Source organism: Hankyongella ginsenosidimutans (assembly GCF_005144965.1).
GTDB classification, from domain to species: Bacteria; Pseudomonadota; Alphaproteobacteria; order Sphingomonadales; family Sphingomonadaceae; genus Hankyongella; species Hankyongella ginsenosidimutans.
Map to the genome: position 1 here is coordinate 1425849 of NZ_CP039704.1, position 14393 is coordinate 1440241.

General features: G+C 59.6%; 17 protein-coding genes and 6 pseudogenes. 4 read left to right on the forward strand and 19 right to left on the reverse strand.

Translation table 11 applies throughout. The features are described from left to right. The first annotated feature begins 8 nt into the window (after window positions 1-8). The gene (locus tag E6W36_RS08315; RefSeq protein WP_222874334.1) at window positions 9-302 is read left to right on the forward strand and encodes a hypothetical protein; all 294 of its coding nucleotides are present in this window, start codon (window positions 9-11) and stop codon (window positions 300-302) included. Between the two features lie 176 nt (window positions 303-478). Continuing rightward, window positions 479-3054: pseudogene (gene mutS, locus E6W36_RS08320) on the forward strand (DNA mismatch repair protein MutS). Window positions 3055-3149: 95 nt separating this feature from the next. On the opposite strand, the gene E6W36_RS08325 reads toward mutS, so the two are convergent. Continuing rightward, entirely contained in the window at window positions 3150-3551 is a 402-nt protein-coding gene (locus tag E6W36_RS08325) for an ATP-binding protein (RefSeq protein WP_222874335.1), read from the reverse strand. A gap of 269 nt (window positions 3552-3820) precedes the next feature. Here E6W36_RS08325 and E6W36_RS20600 point away from each other — a divergent pair, with 269 nt between their 5' ends. Then, window positions 3821-3955: a hypothetical protein gene (locus E6W36_RS20600; protein ID WP_281277502.1), complete on the forward strand. Its 135-nt coding sequence runs from the start codon at window positions 3821-3823 to the stop codon at window positions 3953-3955. Window positions 3956-4071: 116 nt separating this feature from the next. Here the strand turns inward: E6W36_RS20600 and E6W36_RS08330 are convergent, their stop codons facing one another. The 17 genes and pseudogenes from E6W36_RS08330 to E6W36_RS08395 all read right to left on the reverse strand — a co-directional run. Continuing rightward, the gene (locus tag E6W36_RS08330) at window positions 4072-4530 is read right to left on the reverse strand and encodes a PP2C family protein-serine/threonine phosphatase (protein WP_222874336.1); all 459 of its coding nucleotides are present in this window, start codon (window positions 4528-4530) and stop codon (window positions 4072-4074) included. Between the two features lie 141 nt (window positions 4531-4671). Continuing rightward, window positions 4672-5586, reverse strand: a complete 915-nt coding sequence (locus E6W36_RS08335; RefSeq protein ID WP_222874337.1) for an STAS domain-containing protein — start codon at window positions 5584-5586, stop codon at window positions 4672-4674. A 429-nt stretch (window positions 5587-6015) separates the two neighbouring features. Beyond that, window positions 6016-6324, reverse strand: coding sequence for a methyl-accepting chemotaxis protein (locus E6W36_RS08340; protein WP_222874338.1), 309 nt, complete (start codon window positions 6322-6324; stop codon window positions 6016-6018). Next, window positions 6302-6712, reverse strand: coding sequence for a hypothetical protein (locus E6W36_RS08345; protein WP_222874339.1), 411 nt, complete (start codon window positions 6710-6712; stop codon window positions 6302-6304). The genes E6W36_RS08340 and E6W36_RS08345 overlap by 23 nt, the downstream gene beginning before the upstream one ends. A gap of 18 nt (window positions 6713-6730) precedes the next feature. Next, a complete protein-coding gene (locus tag E6W36_RS18545) occupies window positions 6731-7072 on the reverse strand; it encodes a CheB methylesterase domain-containing protein (protein ID WP_246048244.1) in 342 nt (113 codons plus the stop codon). Between the two features lie 79 nt (window positions 7073-7151). Next, window positions 7152-7442, reverse strand: a pseudogene (locus tag E6W36_RS18550) (chemotaxis protein CheB); the annotation flags it as partial. A 136-nt stretch (window positions 7443-7578) separates the two neighbouring features. Beyond that, window positions 7579-7752 (reverse strand): response regulator, encoded by a 174-nt coding sequence (locus E6W36_RS18555; protein ID WP_246048245.1) that lies wholly within the window; start codon window positions 7750-7752, stop codon window positions 7579-7581. A 50-nt stretch (window positions 7753-7802) separates the two neighbouring features. Beyond that, window positions 7803-8306, reverse strand: a complete 504-nt coding sequence (locus E6W36_RS08355; protein WP_222874340.1) for a chemotaxis protein CheD — start codon at window positions 8304-8306, stop codon at window positions 7803-7805. Then, window positions 8303-8449, reverse strand: coding sequence for a hypothetical protein (locus tag E6W36_RS18560; protein WP_246048246.1), 147 nt, complete (start codon window positions 8447-8449; stop codon window positions 8303-8305). The genes E6W36_RS08355 and E6W36_RS18560 overlap by 4 nt, the downstream gene beginning before the upstream one ends. Before the next feature lie 94 nt (window positions 8450-8543). After that, window positions 8544-8696, reverse strand: a complete 153-nt coding sequence (locus E6W36_RS23250) for a CheR family methyltransferase (RefSeq protein WP_425459722.1) — start codon at window positions 8694-8696, stop codon at window positions 8544-8546. After that, complete coding sequence (locus E6W36_RS18565; protein WP_281277503.1) at window positions 8686-9201, reverse strand: CheR family methyltransferase; 516 nt, start codon at window positions 9199-9201, stop codon at window positions 8686-8688. The genes E6W36_RS23250 and E6W36_RS18565 overlap by 11 nt, the downstream gene beginning before the upstream one ends. Continuing rightward, window positions 9198-10012 (reverse strand): annotated as a pseudogene (locus E6W36_RS08375) (methyl-accepting chemotaxis protein); the annotation flags it as partial. The pseudogene E6W36_RS08375 and the gene E6W36_RS18565, both read right to left, overlap by 4 nt. A 255-nt stretch (window positions 10013-10267) precedes the next feature. Beyond that, window positions 10268-10765: pseudogene (locus E6W36_RS23255) on the reverse strand (hypothetical protein); the annotation flags it as partial. Beyond that, a complete protein-coding gene (locus tag E6W36_RS18575; protein WP_246048247.1) occupies window positions 10647-11120 on the reverse strand; it encodes a hypothetical protein in 474 nt (157 codons plus the stop codon). The pseudogene E6W36_RS23255 and the gene E6W36_RS18575, both read right to left, overlap by 119 nt. Before the next feature lie 43 nt (window positions 11121-11163). After that, window positions 11164-11721 (reverse strand): annotated as a pseudogene (locus tag E6W36_RS23260) (PAS domain-containing protein); the annotation flags it as partial. A gap of 48 nt (window positions 11722-11769) precedes the next feature. Continuing rightward, on the reverse strand, window positions 11770-12288 hold the full coding sequence (locus E6W36_RS08390; RefSeq protein WP_222874344.1) for a chemotaxis protein CheW: 519 nt from the start codon (window positions 12286-12288) through the stop codon (window positions 11770-11772). A gap of 172 nt (window positions 12289-12460) precedes the next feature. Beyond that, window positions 12461-13498, reverse strand: a pseudogene (locus tag E6W36_RS08395) (chemotaxis protein CheA); the annotation flags it as partial. Here E6W36_RS08395 and E6W36_RS18585 point away from each other — a divergent pair. Continuing rightward, window positions 13388-13909 carry a hypothetical protein gene (locus tag E6W36_RS18585; protein ID WP_246048249.1) on the forward strand — a complete coding sequence of 174 codons (522 nt, stop codon included), beginning with the start codon at window positions 13388-13390 and terminating at the stop codon, window positions 13907-13909. The pseudogene E6W36_RS08395 and the gene E6W36_RS18585 overlap by 111 nt on opposite strands. On the opposite strand, the gene E6W36_RS08400 is transcribed toward E6W36_RS18585, so the two are convergent. After that, window positions 13848-14363: an Hpt domain-containing protein gene (locus E6W36_RS08400; RefSeq protein WP_222874345.1), complete on the reverse strand. Its 516-nt coding sequence runs from the start codon at window positions 14361-14363 to the stop codon at window positions 13848-13850. The two genes, E6W36_RS18585 and E6W36_RS08400, sit on opposite strands and share 62 nt — an antisense overlap. Window positions 14364-14393: the final 30 nt, after the last annotated feature.

Consider the following 14393-nt stretch of genomic DNA (forward strand, 5'->3'; position numbering starts at 1 on the left):
CTGTTCTGATGCTGCGCCGCCTGCTCCTGACGCTGGCGCTCCTGCTGGCTGCGCATCCGGCGCTGGCCTCCGGCGGCGGCGGCGGCACCGACGCCGTCCTCTACGTCCGGTTCGAGCCGATCATCATCCCGGTGTTCGATTCGGCGCGGGTGTCCGGCCTGGTTTCGGTGACCATAAATCTCAAGGTCGACAGGCCTGAGGACAAGCAGGCGATCGAAGCGGACCGCCCCGCTTCATCAACGCCTATCGCCTGGCGCTGGCCGAGGTCGCCGACCTGCACATCAGCCCGCGCCAACCCTTGAGGGTCAATCTGATCCATCAGGCGATCCAGCGTGCGACGGACAAGCTGCAGACCAAGCATCCCGCCAAGGCCCTGATCGTGGACGCCTCCGTCCGCGCGATGTAAGCTCTTTTCCACCCTCACCGAGGGTGGTTAAGAGGGTATGGCCGAGACCCCGACATCGCCGCCGCAACGCCCATGATGGCCCAGTATCTGGGCATCAAGGCGCGCTACCCGGATTGCCTGCTGTTCTACCGGATGGGCGATTTCTACGAACTGTTCCTCGACGATGCGGTGCAGGCGGCGCAGGCGCTCGACATCGTTCTGACCCAGCGGGGCGAGCATCTTGGCGCGCCGATCCCCATGTGCGGTGTGCCGGTGCATGCCGCAGAGAGCTATCTGCCCAGGCTGATCCGCGCCGGCTTCAAGGTCGCGATCGCCGAGCAGACCGAAGACCCGGCGGAAGCCCGCAGGCGCGGCGCGAAGTCGGTCGTCGCACGCGATGTGGTGCGCGTGGTCACGGCAGGCACCTTGATCGAGGACGGACTGCTGGAGGCGCGGGCGAACAATTACCTTGCGGCGCTCGCCCGGCATGGCGACGCCGTCGCGCTGGCCTTTGCGGACATGTCGACCGGGCAATGGGCGGCATTCGATGTGACACCCGCCGACATCGCTGCCGAACTGGCGCGGCTGAACCCTGCCGAACTGCTGCTGGCGGACGCGCAGCCCGAGCCGGAGGCCGGCGGTGCCGTGCTGACTCGCCTGCCGCTGACGGCATTCGATGCGGAGGCAGGCGCTGCGCGGCTCTCGGCGCTGTTTCCCGAGGCCGCCGCCGACCACAGCGCTACCGCCGTCTCGGCGCTGGGTGCGATCCTCCATTACCTCGACCATACCCAGCGCGGCGCGCTGCCCCGGCTGGCAGCACCACAGGCGCTTGCCAGCACGGACGGCATGGCGATCGACGCCGCCACCCGGGCCAGCCTGGAGCTGGCCCGTACCCTGGTGGAGAGCGGCGCGGCGCGCTGCTTGCCGCAGTCGACCTCACCCTGACGGCGGCGGGCGCGCGCCAGCTCGCGCAGGACCTCGGCAGCCCGCTGACCGACCCGGCGCGCATCCATGCCCGGCTGGATGTCGTGACGGCGTTTCACGAGGACACGGTCGAACGCGCGCGCATCCGCAGCCTGCTCAAGGAGCTGCCGGACCTTGAACGCGCGCTCAGCCGCCTCAGCCTGGACCGGGAACGCCGCGCGACCTGGCCGCCGTGCGCGCGGGAATCGACGTCGGGCAGGCCGTGCGGCTGGCGCTGGAGGCCCAGCAGCGTCGCGGCATTGCGCGCTGCGCGCCGCTTGACGCCTTGCTGCAGGCCATCGCACCGGAGACGGCGCTGCACGATCTGCTGGCTGCGGCGCTGGTGCCCGAGCCGCCGCTGAGTACCGCAGACGGCGGGATGATCCGCGCCGGCTACGACGCCGCGCTGGACAGTTTGCGCAGCCTTGCCACCGACGGCCGCAAGGCGATCGCCGCACTCGAAGATGAATACCGCAAGGCCACCGGCATCCAGCAGCTGAAAATCCGCCACAACAACCTGATCGGCTATCATGTGGAGACGCCGGCGAACAAGGCGGACGCGCTGCTGCGTCCCGACTCCGGCTTCATCCACCGTCAGACCATGGTGAACGCGGTCCGGTTCACGACTGCGGCCCTGGTCGAACTGGCGCAGACTCTCGCGCAGGCGAGCGACCGGGCGCTGGCGCTGGAGCAGGACCATTTCCGGCATCTGCAGAGCGCCGTGCTGGCGCGCGCGCAAGCCCTGAGCACGGCCGCGCAGGCGCTGGCGCGGATCGATGTCCACGCCGCGCTTGCCGAACTGGCGGCACAGCTCGGATGGGTGCGCCCCAAGGTCGACACGAGTCGGGTGTTTCACATCGAGGGCGGGCGGCATCCTGTCGTCGAGGCCGCGCGCGCCCGGCTCGGGCAGGCGTTCATCGCCAATGACTGTGTGCTCAGCGACGCCGAGGGGCGGGTCTGGCTGTTGACCGGGCCGAACATGGCCGGGAAATCCACCTTCCTGCGGCAGAATGCGTTGATCGCCGTGCTGGCGCAGATGGGCAGCTATGTGCCGGCCCGCCGCGCGCAGATCGGCATCGTCGACCGCCTGTTCAGCCGGGTCGGCGCATCCGACAATCTGGCGCAGGGGCAATCGACCTTCATGGTCGAGATGGTGGAGACGGCGGCGATCCTCAATCGCGCCACACCGCGCTCGCTGGTCATCCTTGACGAGGTCGGGCGCGGCACGGCGACCTACGATGGCCTTGCGATCGCCTGGGCGGTGCTGGAGCGCATCCACGACGACATCGGCTGCCGCTGCCTGTTCGCCACTCACTATCACGAACTGACGGCACTTGCGGAACGCCTGAAAGCGCTGCGGCTCTACACCGTCGCTGTCAAGGAATGGCGCGGGCAGCTGCTGTTTCTGCACGAGATCAAGCCCGGGCGCGCCGACCGCTCCTACGGGCTGGCAGTGGCAAGGCTCGCCGGGGTGCCGGAGCCGGTGATTCGCCGGGCGGAGGCCATATTGAAGCGCCTCGAGGACAGCGGCATCCGCCAGTCGGCCCCGCAACTGCTCGCCGAGCTGCCCCTGTTTGCAGCGCCGGCGGCGCCGCACCGGCCGAAGACCCTTGCGCGCGCTGCTGGCGACAGCGCAGCCGGACAGCCTCAGCCCGCGCGACGCACTCGACCTCGTCTACCGTCTGGTTGAACTGGCGCGTGAGTAGCGCGTCATTAATCGACACCGCTTTGCGTCATTGATAATGGTTTTAACTTTATTTCCCGGCGTGGACCAGGACAGGGCCGGTCGCGCGCCTGCCCATCATGGAAGGAAGATCTCGCAGCGGACTTCATTGCCGTTGCCGATGTACTCAAGGGTGTCGAAGCTGGTGAACCGCGCCATGGCGATCCCGCGCCCATGGGTATCGAGTGTGCGTTCCGGCGAAAATTCCATATACGGCTTCGGGTTGAAGCCGGGGCCCGGATCAATGACGTGGAACACCAGCCTGTCTTCCATGCGATTGAAGCGCACGACGACGATATCGTCCGGCCGCGGGTGCGCCTTTATCATCTTCTCAACGTGCGCCAGATAATCGCCCGAGGCGAGCAGCTCGGTTTTCCGATCATAGCCGATTCGCAATATGCCGTGCTCGATGCTGTTGATCAGGATTTCGAACAGACCGAGCGCGGCGGAGCGCGGGTCCGGGCAGGCAAGCGACAGCATGGTCGAGAGGTTGCGTGCTTCGAAAAGGTTTGAATTTCGAATTCCCGGAGCGGATGTAGCCGATCGCCGATGTCCGCATGGCGACTTCTTGCTGAAGTTTCCGGACCAGCGCGCTGGAGGCGTAAGAGGTCCGCAGCATCGCATAGAGCGCATCGACGGGCATCTCGAGATTCAGGACATAATTGATGCCGTGGGAAATAATCTCGCCGACCAGGTGCGTTTTTCGGCGCCGGGCATATAGATGGCGACAGGAATCTACTGGCCACCCCATGCTGTTCCAGTTTTCGGACGAAGTCCATGAGCGCCTCGCCGAGCGCTTCGCCATTTACAGCGACGGTGTCGACGGGCTGGTTGAGCAATTCGTCGAAGTCGATGCCCTCCGGCGCACCGAGATCGAGGCATGAATCTGCGTGCTGCGATGCAAGCTGTTGAAATTCATGAATGTTATTGCTCCAGCCGATAAGGCCGACTCTCAGGCTCCCACCCGCGATTGCGGGGTTGATGCCTGCATGGCCCATAATTATCTCCGCCGCAGACTGAGAAGGGTCAAGTCATCCCGGAGGAATTTCAGGCGCTCGGTCTGAAACTGTCCGATTATTTCCTCGAAATAATCGTCCTCCGCGGTAACGCAGGCACGCGACTTTACAAGATCACAGACGCCGTCCTCGCCTAGACGCACGCCGTTTTCATCGGGCGTTTCGCTGAAGGCGTCGCTAAATGTTATAAAACAATCGTGGCGGTTGAAAGGTACGGTGTGGGTTTCATATTCCGCACCGCATTGCAAGCCAAGCAGCAAGCCTTCCGAGGCGCAGGACTTTACAGTGCGATCCTGCTCCTGCGAGATCAGGATCGGGCTTGGATGCGCGGCCGAGGCATAGGTGAGCCGATTTTTCAGGGTATCGATTTGGCCGCACAGGACCGTCATAAATGTCCCAGTCTCTAAAGTCGGCGCAAGTTTGTTGTTAAGTAGATAGAGCATCTCTCAGGAGATACTCCGGGAGACCAAATATCGTTAATTAGGACTTGAGCACGGAATGTATTAATTGCCGCGCCGACGCCATGACCGGAAACATCCAGAGAGAAAACCCTAATCTACTTTCATCAAGTTCTTTAAAACCAATTAAATCACCCCCAGTTCAGAGGATGTTTTAACATATTTTTTGATAGAAAGGCCATATTTCATGCCAATTATAGTACTCTCTAATTCAGATGGGAATAATTTTTGCTGCATTTGGCGCGCGTACATTAATTCTTTCTCGACACGACGCTGATATTCCGAAAGGTTTCTGACTATATTTGCATTCTCAATTGTCTTGCTTATTCGTGCAACCACCTCGGATATATGTGCTGAACCTCGAATATAGTCGCAATCCTTGTGTAAAAATATTTTAGATATATCTGTTGGGATTTTACCATTAATTAAGACCAAGATAGGCGTATTCCCCACCGGCAGGTTACTGCGGATGTGGCCTATTGTTTCCGATATGTCGCCGGCGCAAATTCTGTTATCAAGAATAATAAGATCGATAACATTTTTATAGAATAAGTGGGCTATATTTGTATAATTATCAACTTTGAGTAAATTTGAAAAGCCAACACTACAGAGCGTGCTGCAGAAAGATTTTTTATATGATGTTTTTGGTTCTATTATTGTAATATTTGCTAGAGATGCATTATAATCGACGCACAATTCGTCATTACCTCGCAGCACTTTGACGCAACTCCCGCAGATATCATTCGAATCTGAAATATTGATCGAACCTGGCGAGCTTAAACAGGCGTAGGTTTTTTCATTTCCGCCCTCAATGACAGGTTGAATACTCTTCCCTTTCGCCGCCTCGTGCAGTAAAAGAAGCATGCCCAGGCCGGCAGAATCAACATAAGTAAGATCGTCTATATTTATAGATAGATCTTTTACATCAGATTCTGATATCAATCTAATAATATTTTTAAAGGTTATATGCTCCTCGAAGTTTAATTCTCCCATTATTTTTAAAATAAATTTCCTGTTATCTATATTTATAGAGTGTCGCACGTTAGTCCCCTAGAACAATTCTACATTATCATCATCTATATTCTTTTTGGTGCAGCCGTATTTGTTACGGAATTCTGCGATACTATAAGACCGTCATCCTTAATATGCCGAATAATTTTATTTCGTAGATCTGATAAATTTACAGAATCTATAATTGTTTCTGCAAAACCATTGTGGCGACCGTCAAAATGCAGCAAGCTGCGAGATTGCGATACATTTTTTCTATCATTACATTGCATGTATTTATAATATTAGCTATTTCGCTAATATATTGCTTTGCCCTATCATGAAATTGGAAATTCGTAATAAGAGAGCAAATTTTTTCAGCTATTTCTTCATTTGATTCTGCAGAGTGTATTAGTTTTTCGCGTAAATTATTATTGTAATCCATGATATTATTCATCATGGTATCTATTCTTTCCTTCGCCACTATATTTTCTGACATGTCGACGTTGGCGATTTTTTGACAGTGTCGAAGCTCAGCCGAATTCTCTCTCCGACCTCGCTAATATTTACTTTTATGTTTTGTGCCAGCATGTCGATGGAACTTGCCAGATCTTTCATCTCGCTTGCGACCACGCTAAAACCCCGGCCCGCTTCTCCTGCGCGCGCGGCCTCGATTTTGGCGTTCAAGGCAAGCAAGCGTGTTTGCCGATTGATGTCATTGATCTCGACGATGACACCCTCGGTCTGGGTCAGGTGCTTGATGACCTCATCAAGCTCCATCAGCATGCGCATGCATTCCCGGAGAGCAGGACGATCTTGGTAATGCCGCTTGCCAGCGTGTCGTCCAGGTACCGAATGACGTTGGGGAGCGAGAGTTCGCTGGTCTCTCCGTAATCGTCGTCGCCGCCTCGACGATGTCGCGAATGTAGACGGACTGCTTCTTGCTGTTCTCAACGATGACCGAGAAGCTCCGCGACAGGTCGCTTACATTCTCATCGATCAAGCTCGATGTCGACTGCAGCTCCCGGATCACGCCAATGAACGCCGAGCGTTGAGCGACGCCCAGTTGCGCCCAGGCTTCAAGCAGGGCGCGAAGCTGTGGGTCGTCCCGGTGCGGTGCGAGCGCATCAGAACAGGCCTCATCCGTCTGGAAGGCATGGCTATAGTTGTGCAGTTGCATACCTATGATCACCCTTCGTCAGACATGCCTGTATTGCGTGGCGGACGCCGTAACTGGACAACGCGACGTTGTAATCTGGCATATAGCTCTTGCGATTTCGGTAATGGGGAGTTGCATTTCGACCGCGCCGATCTGAAAAGCGGCGCCGCACATGCCGTAAACCGTCGCCGTTGCTTCGTCCTGGCCGATCGTCCGGCCGCCGGCCTGGAGGATTTTCAGCAGCCCGCCCGCACCGTCCCGGCCCATGCCTGTCAGGATGACGCCGACGGCGTGCGCGCCCAACTGCTCGGCAACCGAGCTGAAAAGCGCGTCGACGGAGGGCCGGTGGCCTGGATCTTGTCTTCCGTCGACAGGACGCACCGATACTGAGCGCCGACCTGCTTGATCCGAAGGTGCGTGTCGCCGGGGCGACCACGGCCAGGCCCGGCTCGAGCGGCAGATTGTCCCGGGCTTCCATGACGGTAAGCTTCGACCGGCTATCCAGGCGCCGGGCGAATCCCGCTGTATATTCGCGGGGCATATGCTGCACGATGGCGACCGGTGGCGTGTTCGCGGGCAGCTCGCTCAGAATATGGGCGATCGCGGAGACGCCGCCCGTCGATGCGCCGATAGCGATCAGCCGGTCGCGTGCAAGGCCCTCCGTTTCCGCGATCGTGACGTGGGGCATGGCGACCGGATGAACGCGCGCGCGGGACGCCGTGCGCACCCGGGCGATGATCTCGTCTTCCATGTCGCCGTAGCCGTCCCGGGCGACCCGGGTCGGTTTTGCACGTAGTCGACGGCGCCGGCTTCCAGCGCGCGCACCGTAACCTCGGCATTGGCCTTGGTGAGGGAAGAGATCATCACGACGGGCGTCGGACGCAGCGTCATGATCTTTCCAGAAACTCCAGTCCGTCCATGCGCGGCATCTCCACGTCGAGCGTGATGACGTCGGGATTAAGCTGCTTGATCATCTCGCGCGCGACGTAAGGGTCTGGCGCAGCGCCAACGACGTCCAGATCCGGGGCGGAACCGAGAATATCGGTCAACATCTGCCGCATCAGGGCAGAGTCATCGACAATGAGGACTTTTTCTTGCGCATTTTCGAGCCTCAATCCGCGAACAATTCGATATTGTCGTCGGTATCCTCTTCCAGAATCTGCAGTCGTTGTTGGTAATTCTTCTCAATATCTTGGACAGTATGGCCGTCCTGCCGCCTGCGCAGCAGCAGGCGCTTCACGGAGCCCGTCGCTGGCGCATAGTAAATTCTGCGGGCGTTCATGCCGCCAAGATCGGCGGCCGCCACCTTCAGGGCTTCGTTTTCGATGTATTCAAGCACGAAGCGCGCATTGTTGTGCCCGATGTCGGTGCGGCCCTGCATGACGTTGCCGCCGCCGAAGAGTTTGATTTCCAGCGCCTGCCGCGCGCAGCCCGTGCGCAGAATCTGGTTGATGAGTGATTCCATGGCGTGATTGCCGTAGCGCAGGCTGCGCGAAACCCCGCCCCAGGTGCCAAGGTCGTCGCGGCTGAGCGGCAGCATGAAGTGGTTCATGCCGCCATACCCTGTTCGCGGATCGCGGACGCAGGCGGACACGCAGGACCCAAGCGTCGTCACCAGAAGCGCGTCCGGATCGTTGGAGAGTTGCATTTCCCTGGCAGCACGTGGATGACCTTGGCCTGCGTCTTGCCGCTCATCAGATGCTTCGGCAGGGCGTCCGGGTCCATGCGGCGCTCGGCTATGAGCAGACTGCGCTTCATGCCGCAGCGACCTTGCGAAACGCAGCGCGCCCAGCCGGCACAAGTCCGTCGATTGCCCCATGAGCGCCTCCGAATGCCCGAGAAAAGAACACCGTTATCGTTCAGGAGTCCATGAAACGCTTGGCGAGTTTGTTTTTGTCGGTTCGTCGAAATATATTACGACATTGCGGCAGAATATAAAATCAAACCTGTGTTTGAATGGCCATGGATTCATCAAATTAAGAGAATTAAAACGATCATATTGGATATATCACGAGTGATTTTGTATTTGCCATCATTGGCATCTCGTAAATATTTTGATTTGAAATTTGGCGGTATGTCCTCAATTTCTTGCTTGGTATACAAGCCATTTTTGCCTTGTTCAGGACATTCCTATCGATGTCGGTCGCCAGAATCCGGCAGGCGCGCGCGCGCTCCTTGAGGCCGGCGCTCAGGGCCATGCCGATAGAGTAAGGCTCCTGCCCGCTTGAGCAGCCGGCCGACCAGATACGGATGGACTTGTCCGGGCCGCCGTGCTGCTGCCTTTGCTGCACTTCGCGCAGCAGATGCTTCAATTGATAGTCCTCACGGAAAAAGCGGGTGAGGTTGGTCGTCAGGGCGTCGATCAGGAAGCTGATCTCGGTGTCTCTGCCCGGCCCTTGCAGCAGATCGACATAGTCCGAAAAATTGGCCATGTTCAGGCCGCGCAGGCGGCGCGACAGACGCGCGTACACCATCTCGAACTTGTGTTCTTTCAAGACGATGCCCGTCATGTCGTAGACCGTGTCAGAGACAAATTTGAAGTCTTGTCTGCTGAGTGTGAATTCGCGCGCGGTCGCCATAGCCTATCGCCAGCTTCCCGAGGGGTCGGATCAGAATTCGCTCCAGTCGTTATTGTCCTCGTCATGCGCTTCCACGCTGGCTTTCGGCTTCGGGAGCACATAGCTGGTCTTGCGTGCGCTGCTGGCCGCCGGTTTTTCAGGGCCGCCGGCTTGGATAGAGACGCTTTGGGCGACGACCGGCGCACGCTGGCGGTGGCGACCGGGACCTCCAGGCCATCGACGGCGAAGAAGCTCATTTCCTCCTTCATCACGCGCGCCTGCATTTCCAGCTCACGGGCGGCGGCGGCGTTTTCCTCGACCAGCGCGGAGTTTTGCTGCGTCATGTCGTCCATCTGGGTGACCGACTTGTTGATCTCGTCGATGCCGGAGGACTGCTCCTCGCTCGCCGAGGCGATATCGTTCACGATGCTCGTCACCTGGTTGATCGAGGAGATGATGTTGCGCAGCGAATGGCCTGCCTCGTTTACCAGGGTGACGCCCTGCTGCACCTGCTGGCCGCTTTCGCTGATGAGGCTCTTGATGTCCTTGGCGGCCTGGGACGACCGGCCCGCGAGGTTGCGCACCTCGGTCGCGACCACGGCGAACCCGCGGCCAGCGTCGCCGGCGCGCGCGGCCTCGACCGCCGCGTTGAGCGCAAGCAGATTGGTCTGGAAGGCGATCTCGTCGATCACGCCAATGATGTCCGAGATTTTTGCGACGACCGCTCGATCTGCGACATCGCGGATACAGCGTTCTGCACGATGCCGTCGCCGTTGGTTGCGACATCGGAAGCCGCGCGCGCCATTTGCCGGGCCGACTGCGCATTTTCCGAATTGGACCGCACGGTTGCCGCCATTTCTTCCATGGCAGCTGCTGTTTGTTCAAGCGCAGACGCCTGCGATTCCGTGCGCTCGGCCAAGTCCGTGCTGCCCGATGCGATTTCAGCGGCGGCGTTTGCGACTTCGCTGGACGCCTTCGAGATCGAGCGCACGATTTCGGACAGGCGCTCGGCGGTCGCGTTGCAGTCCTGCTTCACGCGGTCAAACATGCCCTGGTAGTCGGCGGTGATCCGCTGGGTCAGGTCGCCTGCGGAAAGCGCACGCAGCATGTTGCCGATATCGGTGAGGCCGCTCGAACAGATCGCGGAAATGTTGTTGATGCCCTCGGCCATGCGCAGCATGAAGCCGTCCTTGCCCTCGACCGAGAGCTTGGTGCTGAAGTCTCCGCTGCTGATGGCGCTGACGACCGTGCTGAGTTCGCCCTCGACCTGACGCTCCAGCGTGACGTCCTTCCACTCGACCACCGTTCCCAGGCGGGTGCCATGCGCATCGAAGACCGGGTTGGCGATGAGGTCGAACTTGCGGCGCCGACGGCAATTGAGGCGCGGTGAGTCGTGTTCAGCCGCTCCAGCATGTTGCGCTGGTGCGCCGGGTTTTATGGAAAATATCGAAGTTCGCGCCGACAAGTTTGCGCGCCTCGAAGTTCGGCAGTTCCTTCTGCAGATCGCGCTCCGCATTCAGCATCATGGCAAGGACGGCCTCGTTGGCGAAGATGATCTTGCCGGTGACATCCGCGAGCATGACGTTGGTCGTGCATTTGTTGAGCGCGGTCTTGATCTGGGCGTTGGCGGCGGCCTCGGCGTCGCGCGCCGCTTCCGCTGCAAGGCGCTCGGTGCGGTCTTCCCACTCGACGACGGTGCCGAGGCGCGCGCCGTCCCTGTCCAGAACCGGCGAGGCAATCAGGCTGAAAACCCGCCCACCGACCGTAATCTGCGTCTTGTACGCACTGTTCAGCGATTGAGCATCGAGCGCTGGTGCGCTGGGTTTTGTGGAAAATGTCGATGTTGGCGCCGATGAGCCGGGCGGCGTCAAAGTTGCGCAGTTCCGTGCGCAGCGCGGCTTCGTTGGCCTTCATCATCTCCTGCATCGTGTCGTTCATGTACACGATGGTGTAGTCGTTATCGGCGATCATGACCGAGGCCTGGCAGTCGTCGAGGGCGCGGCGGACCCGCATGTTCTCGGCGGCGATCTCCTTCAGGCGCTCCTCGGCGGTGACGCGGTCCGTCTTGTCATCCCACTCGACGACAGTCCCGATGCGATTGCCGGACGTGTCGAACAGCGGCGTTGCGATCAGATTGAAGATACGGCCGCCGACCCGAATGGTCGTGCTATGCGCGGTGCGCAGGCGCTCGATCATATCGCGCTGGTGCGAGGGGCGGACATGGAAGATGTCGGCCGTTTGGCCAATCAAATTCCGGGCATTGAAGTTTGGCAGCTCCGTGCGGATCGCCGATTCATTGCGCTCCATCATGTCCCGCATGGTGCGGTTCATGTAAATGATGCGAAGATCGGCATCCGCGATCATGACATTGGCCTGCACATATTCCATCGCGGCCATGATATGGTCGCTGATCGAGGACTGTTTGCTGCGATTGAGCATGTTCGCGACTGAAAACTGCATGGTCATGTTCATCTCCGTGGGATGACAAATGTGGGGTCGGGTCTCAGATGGTTATGACGCTCAAGCGGCGGTTCCGCGCATGTTCTCAAGGTTGGGGTCGAGTTCGAACAATTGTTCGAGATTGAGCAGGGCAATCATCTTCTCGCCGTGCGTCAAAAGTGCCTGAAGGAAGCGGCGATCCCCGCGTTGATCGAGCTCCGGGACCGGCTGAACATCGGCGGGTTCCACCGTCAGGATATCCGAGACGGCGTCGACCAGAATGCCGATGATGCGATTGCCGATGACCACGACGATCACGACATGCAGCGGCGTCGCCAGGGTGCGGCCCATGTTGAAGCGGCAACGAAGATCGAAAATTGGGACAATCACACCGCGTAAATTCAACACGCCAAGCATGTATTCGTCGGTATTCGGCAGCGGTGTTACCGGGGTCCAGCCTTTGATTTCGCGTACGGCATTGATGTCGACGCAATATTCTCCGGCACCGACGGTGAAGGAAATATATTGCTGTGCATCGTGCCCTTCTTTTGAATCTGTAGAGGCCAGAATATCGTAAGCCTGTTTCATCAACGCGCTCATGATCTACTCTCCGGTTAACATACGATTGCAGCGTCAAGTGGCGGAGCGTCAGCGGGGCGGCGTGATGGCCGCCCTGCAAGTCCTGCCCGCGCGTGCGGCGCTCTATGGCTTCCAGACCGTCGACGTCGACGATCAGGCACACCTGCCCATTGCCGAGGATGGTGGCCGCGGACACGCCCTCGATGTGGCGGTAATTCGCCTCGAGCGATTTGATGACGACCTGCTGCTGCCCAAGCAGCTCATCCACCACCAGGCCGATCTGCTGGCCGGACTCCGTGTCGACGACCACCGCCAGCCCAGACCATGGCTCGATCCGGGCGTCGGCGGCGCCGAATGCGCTTGCGACGTGAATAAGCGGTACGAAGCGGCCCCGGATATTCAGCAACTGCGAGCCGCCCATCAGCGCCCGGATATCGGCTTTGCGCGGTTGAATGCTCTCGACGATGCTGTTGACCGGCACCACATACTTCTGTGCGCCCACGCGTACGATCATGCCGTCCAGAACCGCCAGGGTGAGCGGCAGGGCCAATGTGAACCGGGATCCGGCGCCGAGGTTGGTCGAGACGGAAATACGACCGCCCAGCGCCTGCACGTTGCGCCGCACGACATCCATGCCCACGCCGCGTCCGGACACGCTGGTTACTTGCGCCGCGGTTGAGAAGCCGGGGTGGAAGATGAGGTTGATGATCTCATCCTGGCTCGGGCGGGCATCCGCGTCGACCAGGCCTTTCTCGATGGCGCGCGCCAGCACCTTGTCGGCGTCGATGCCGCGCCCGTCATCCTCGATCTCGATAAGGATGCGCCCGCCGCGATGCTCCGCGCGCAGCCAGATGGTTCCTTCTGCGGGTTTTCCGGCGGCGATGCGCTCCTCGGGCGGCTCGATCCCATGGTCCAGCGAGTTGCGGATCATATGCGTCAGCGGATCGACGATTTCCTCGATGACCGTCTTGTCGACCTCCGTCGTCTCGCCTTCGCTGATGAGGCGCACCCGCTTGCCCAACTGCTTGCTGAGGTCGCGCACCACACGCGGCATGCGGGAAAAGACTGACTTGACCGGCTGCATGCGGATGGACATCACATTGTCCTGCAGCTCGCGCGCGTGCGCGGCGAGGACTTCCATGCCCGAGATCAGGCGGCTGTTCTGACGCGTATCCAGTTCCTGGATTTCCTGGGTGAGCATCGATTGCGTGATGACCAGCTCGCCGACCATGTTGACCAGGCGATCGATGCGGTCGAGCTCGACGCGAATGGACGACAGTCTGCTGCCGGCTTTCGCGGCGTCCGCGTCCACGGCCCTTGCAAGTCCTTCCGCGACCTCTTCCACGGCTTCCGCCGGTTGCTCGGATTCCGGTTGTTCGCCGTCAAGTTTTTCAATCTCGAGCAGGCAGTCGTCGGCAACGAACTCGAACGCTTCCTGGATGTCCTCCAGCGGCGCTTCGGTCTCCAGCTGGAGTCGCCATTTGAAATAGGAGTCTTCCGGGTCGAGCGCTTCCAGCGGGGCAGGGCGTCCGTGTTCAGTTCGATGGCCAGGGTTCCGAGCGCGCTGAGTGCGCGAAAAATCAGGATCGGTTCATTGGCCGAGCGGAAAAGGTCGGCGCGCGGCTCAAAACGGATGGCGTAGGTGGCCGGGCCCGATTGGCTCGCGGGTGCGGAATGGTGCGCTGCATCGGTGCGGGAGCCTCGCCGAAAATCGCAAGCAGCAGATTCTGCGCTTCCCGGGTCACATCCGGGCAAAGTGTCTCGCCGTGTTCCGCCGCACGCACCAGGTCGACCAGGATATCGAACGCCTGAAACAGAACGTCGATCACGGGGGCTTCGCAGGTTTTGACGTTCGAGCGCAGCTTTTCCAGCGTGGCCTCGAAGATATGCGTGAATTCGACAAGCTGGCCGAAGTCCAACGCGCCGGCACCGGCCTTGATGGAGTGAACGGCGCGAAAGACCGCATTCAAGGTCTCGCTGTCGCCCGTGCCGTCCTTGAGCTGGGTCAGGTGCTGCTCCGTATCGGAAATCAGCTCATGACACTCCTCAAAGAAGGTCGCCGTGAATTGCTGGAAGGATGCTCGGCTGGCCATCATTTCGTCTCGTGCTCAGGCGCAGACTTTTCG

Bases quoted from the DNA above. Each gene is read 5' to 3' on its own strand.
- E6W36_RS08315 (WP_222874334.1), top strand. From the start codon at position 9: ATGCTGCGCCGCCTGCTCCTGACGCTGGCGCTCCTGCTGGCTGCGCAT.
- E6W36_RS08325 (WP_222874335.1), bottom strand. From the start codon at position 3,551: ATGCTGTCGCTTGCCTGCCCGGACCCGCGCTCCGCCGCGCTCGGTCTG.
- E6W36_RS20600 (WP_281277502.1), top strand. From the start codon at position 3,821: ATGCTGTTCCAGTTTTCGGACGAAGTCCATGAGCGCCTCGCCGAGCGC.
- E6W36_RS08330 (WP_222874336.1), bottom strand. From the start codon at position 4,530: ATGCTCTATCTACTTAACAACAAACTTGCGCCGACTTTAGAGACTGGG.
- E6W36_RS08340 (WP_222874338.1), bottom strand. From the start codon at position 6,324: ATGCGCATGCTGATGGAGCTTGATGAGGTCATCAAGCACCTGACCCAG.
- E6W36_RS08345 (WP_222874339.1), bottom strand. From the start codon at position 6,712: ATGCAACTGCACAACTATAGCCATGCCTTCCAGACGGATGAGGCCTGT.
- E6W36_RS18555 (WP_246048245.1), bottom strand. From the start codon at position 7,752: ATGCGGCAGATGTTGACCGATATTCTCGGTTCCGCCCCGGATCTGGAC.
- E6W36_RS18560 (WP_246048246.1), bottom strand. From the start codon at position 8,449: ATGAAGCGCAGTCTGCTCATAGCCGAGCGCCGCATGGACCCGGACGCC.
- E6W36_RS18565 (WP_281277503.1), bottom strand. From the start codon at position 9,201: ATGACGGGCATCGTCTTGAAAGAACACAAGTTCGAGATGGTGTACGCG.
- E6W36_RS08390 (WP_222874344.1), bottom strand. From the start codon at position 12,288: ATGAGCGCGTTGATGAAACAGGCTTACGATATTCTGGCCTCTACAGAT.
- E6W36_RS08400 (WP_222874345.1), bottom strand. From the start codon at position 14,363: ATGATGGCCAGCCGAGCATCCTTCCAGCAATTCACGGCGACCTTCTTT.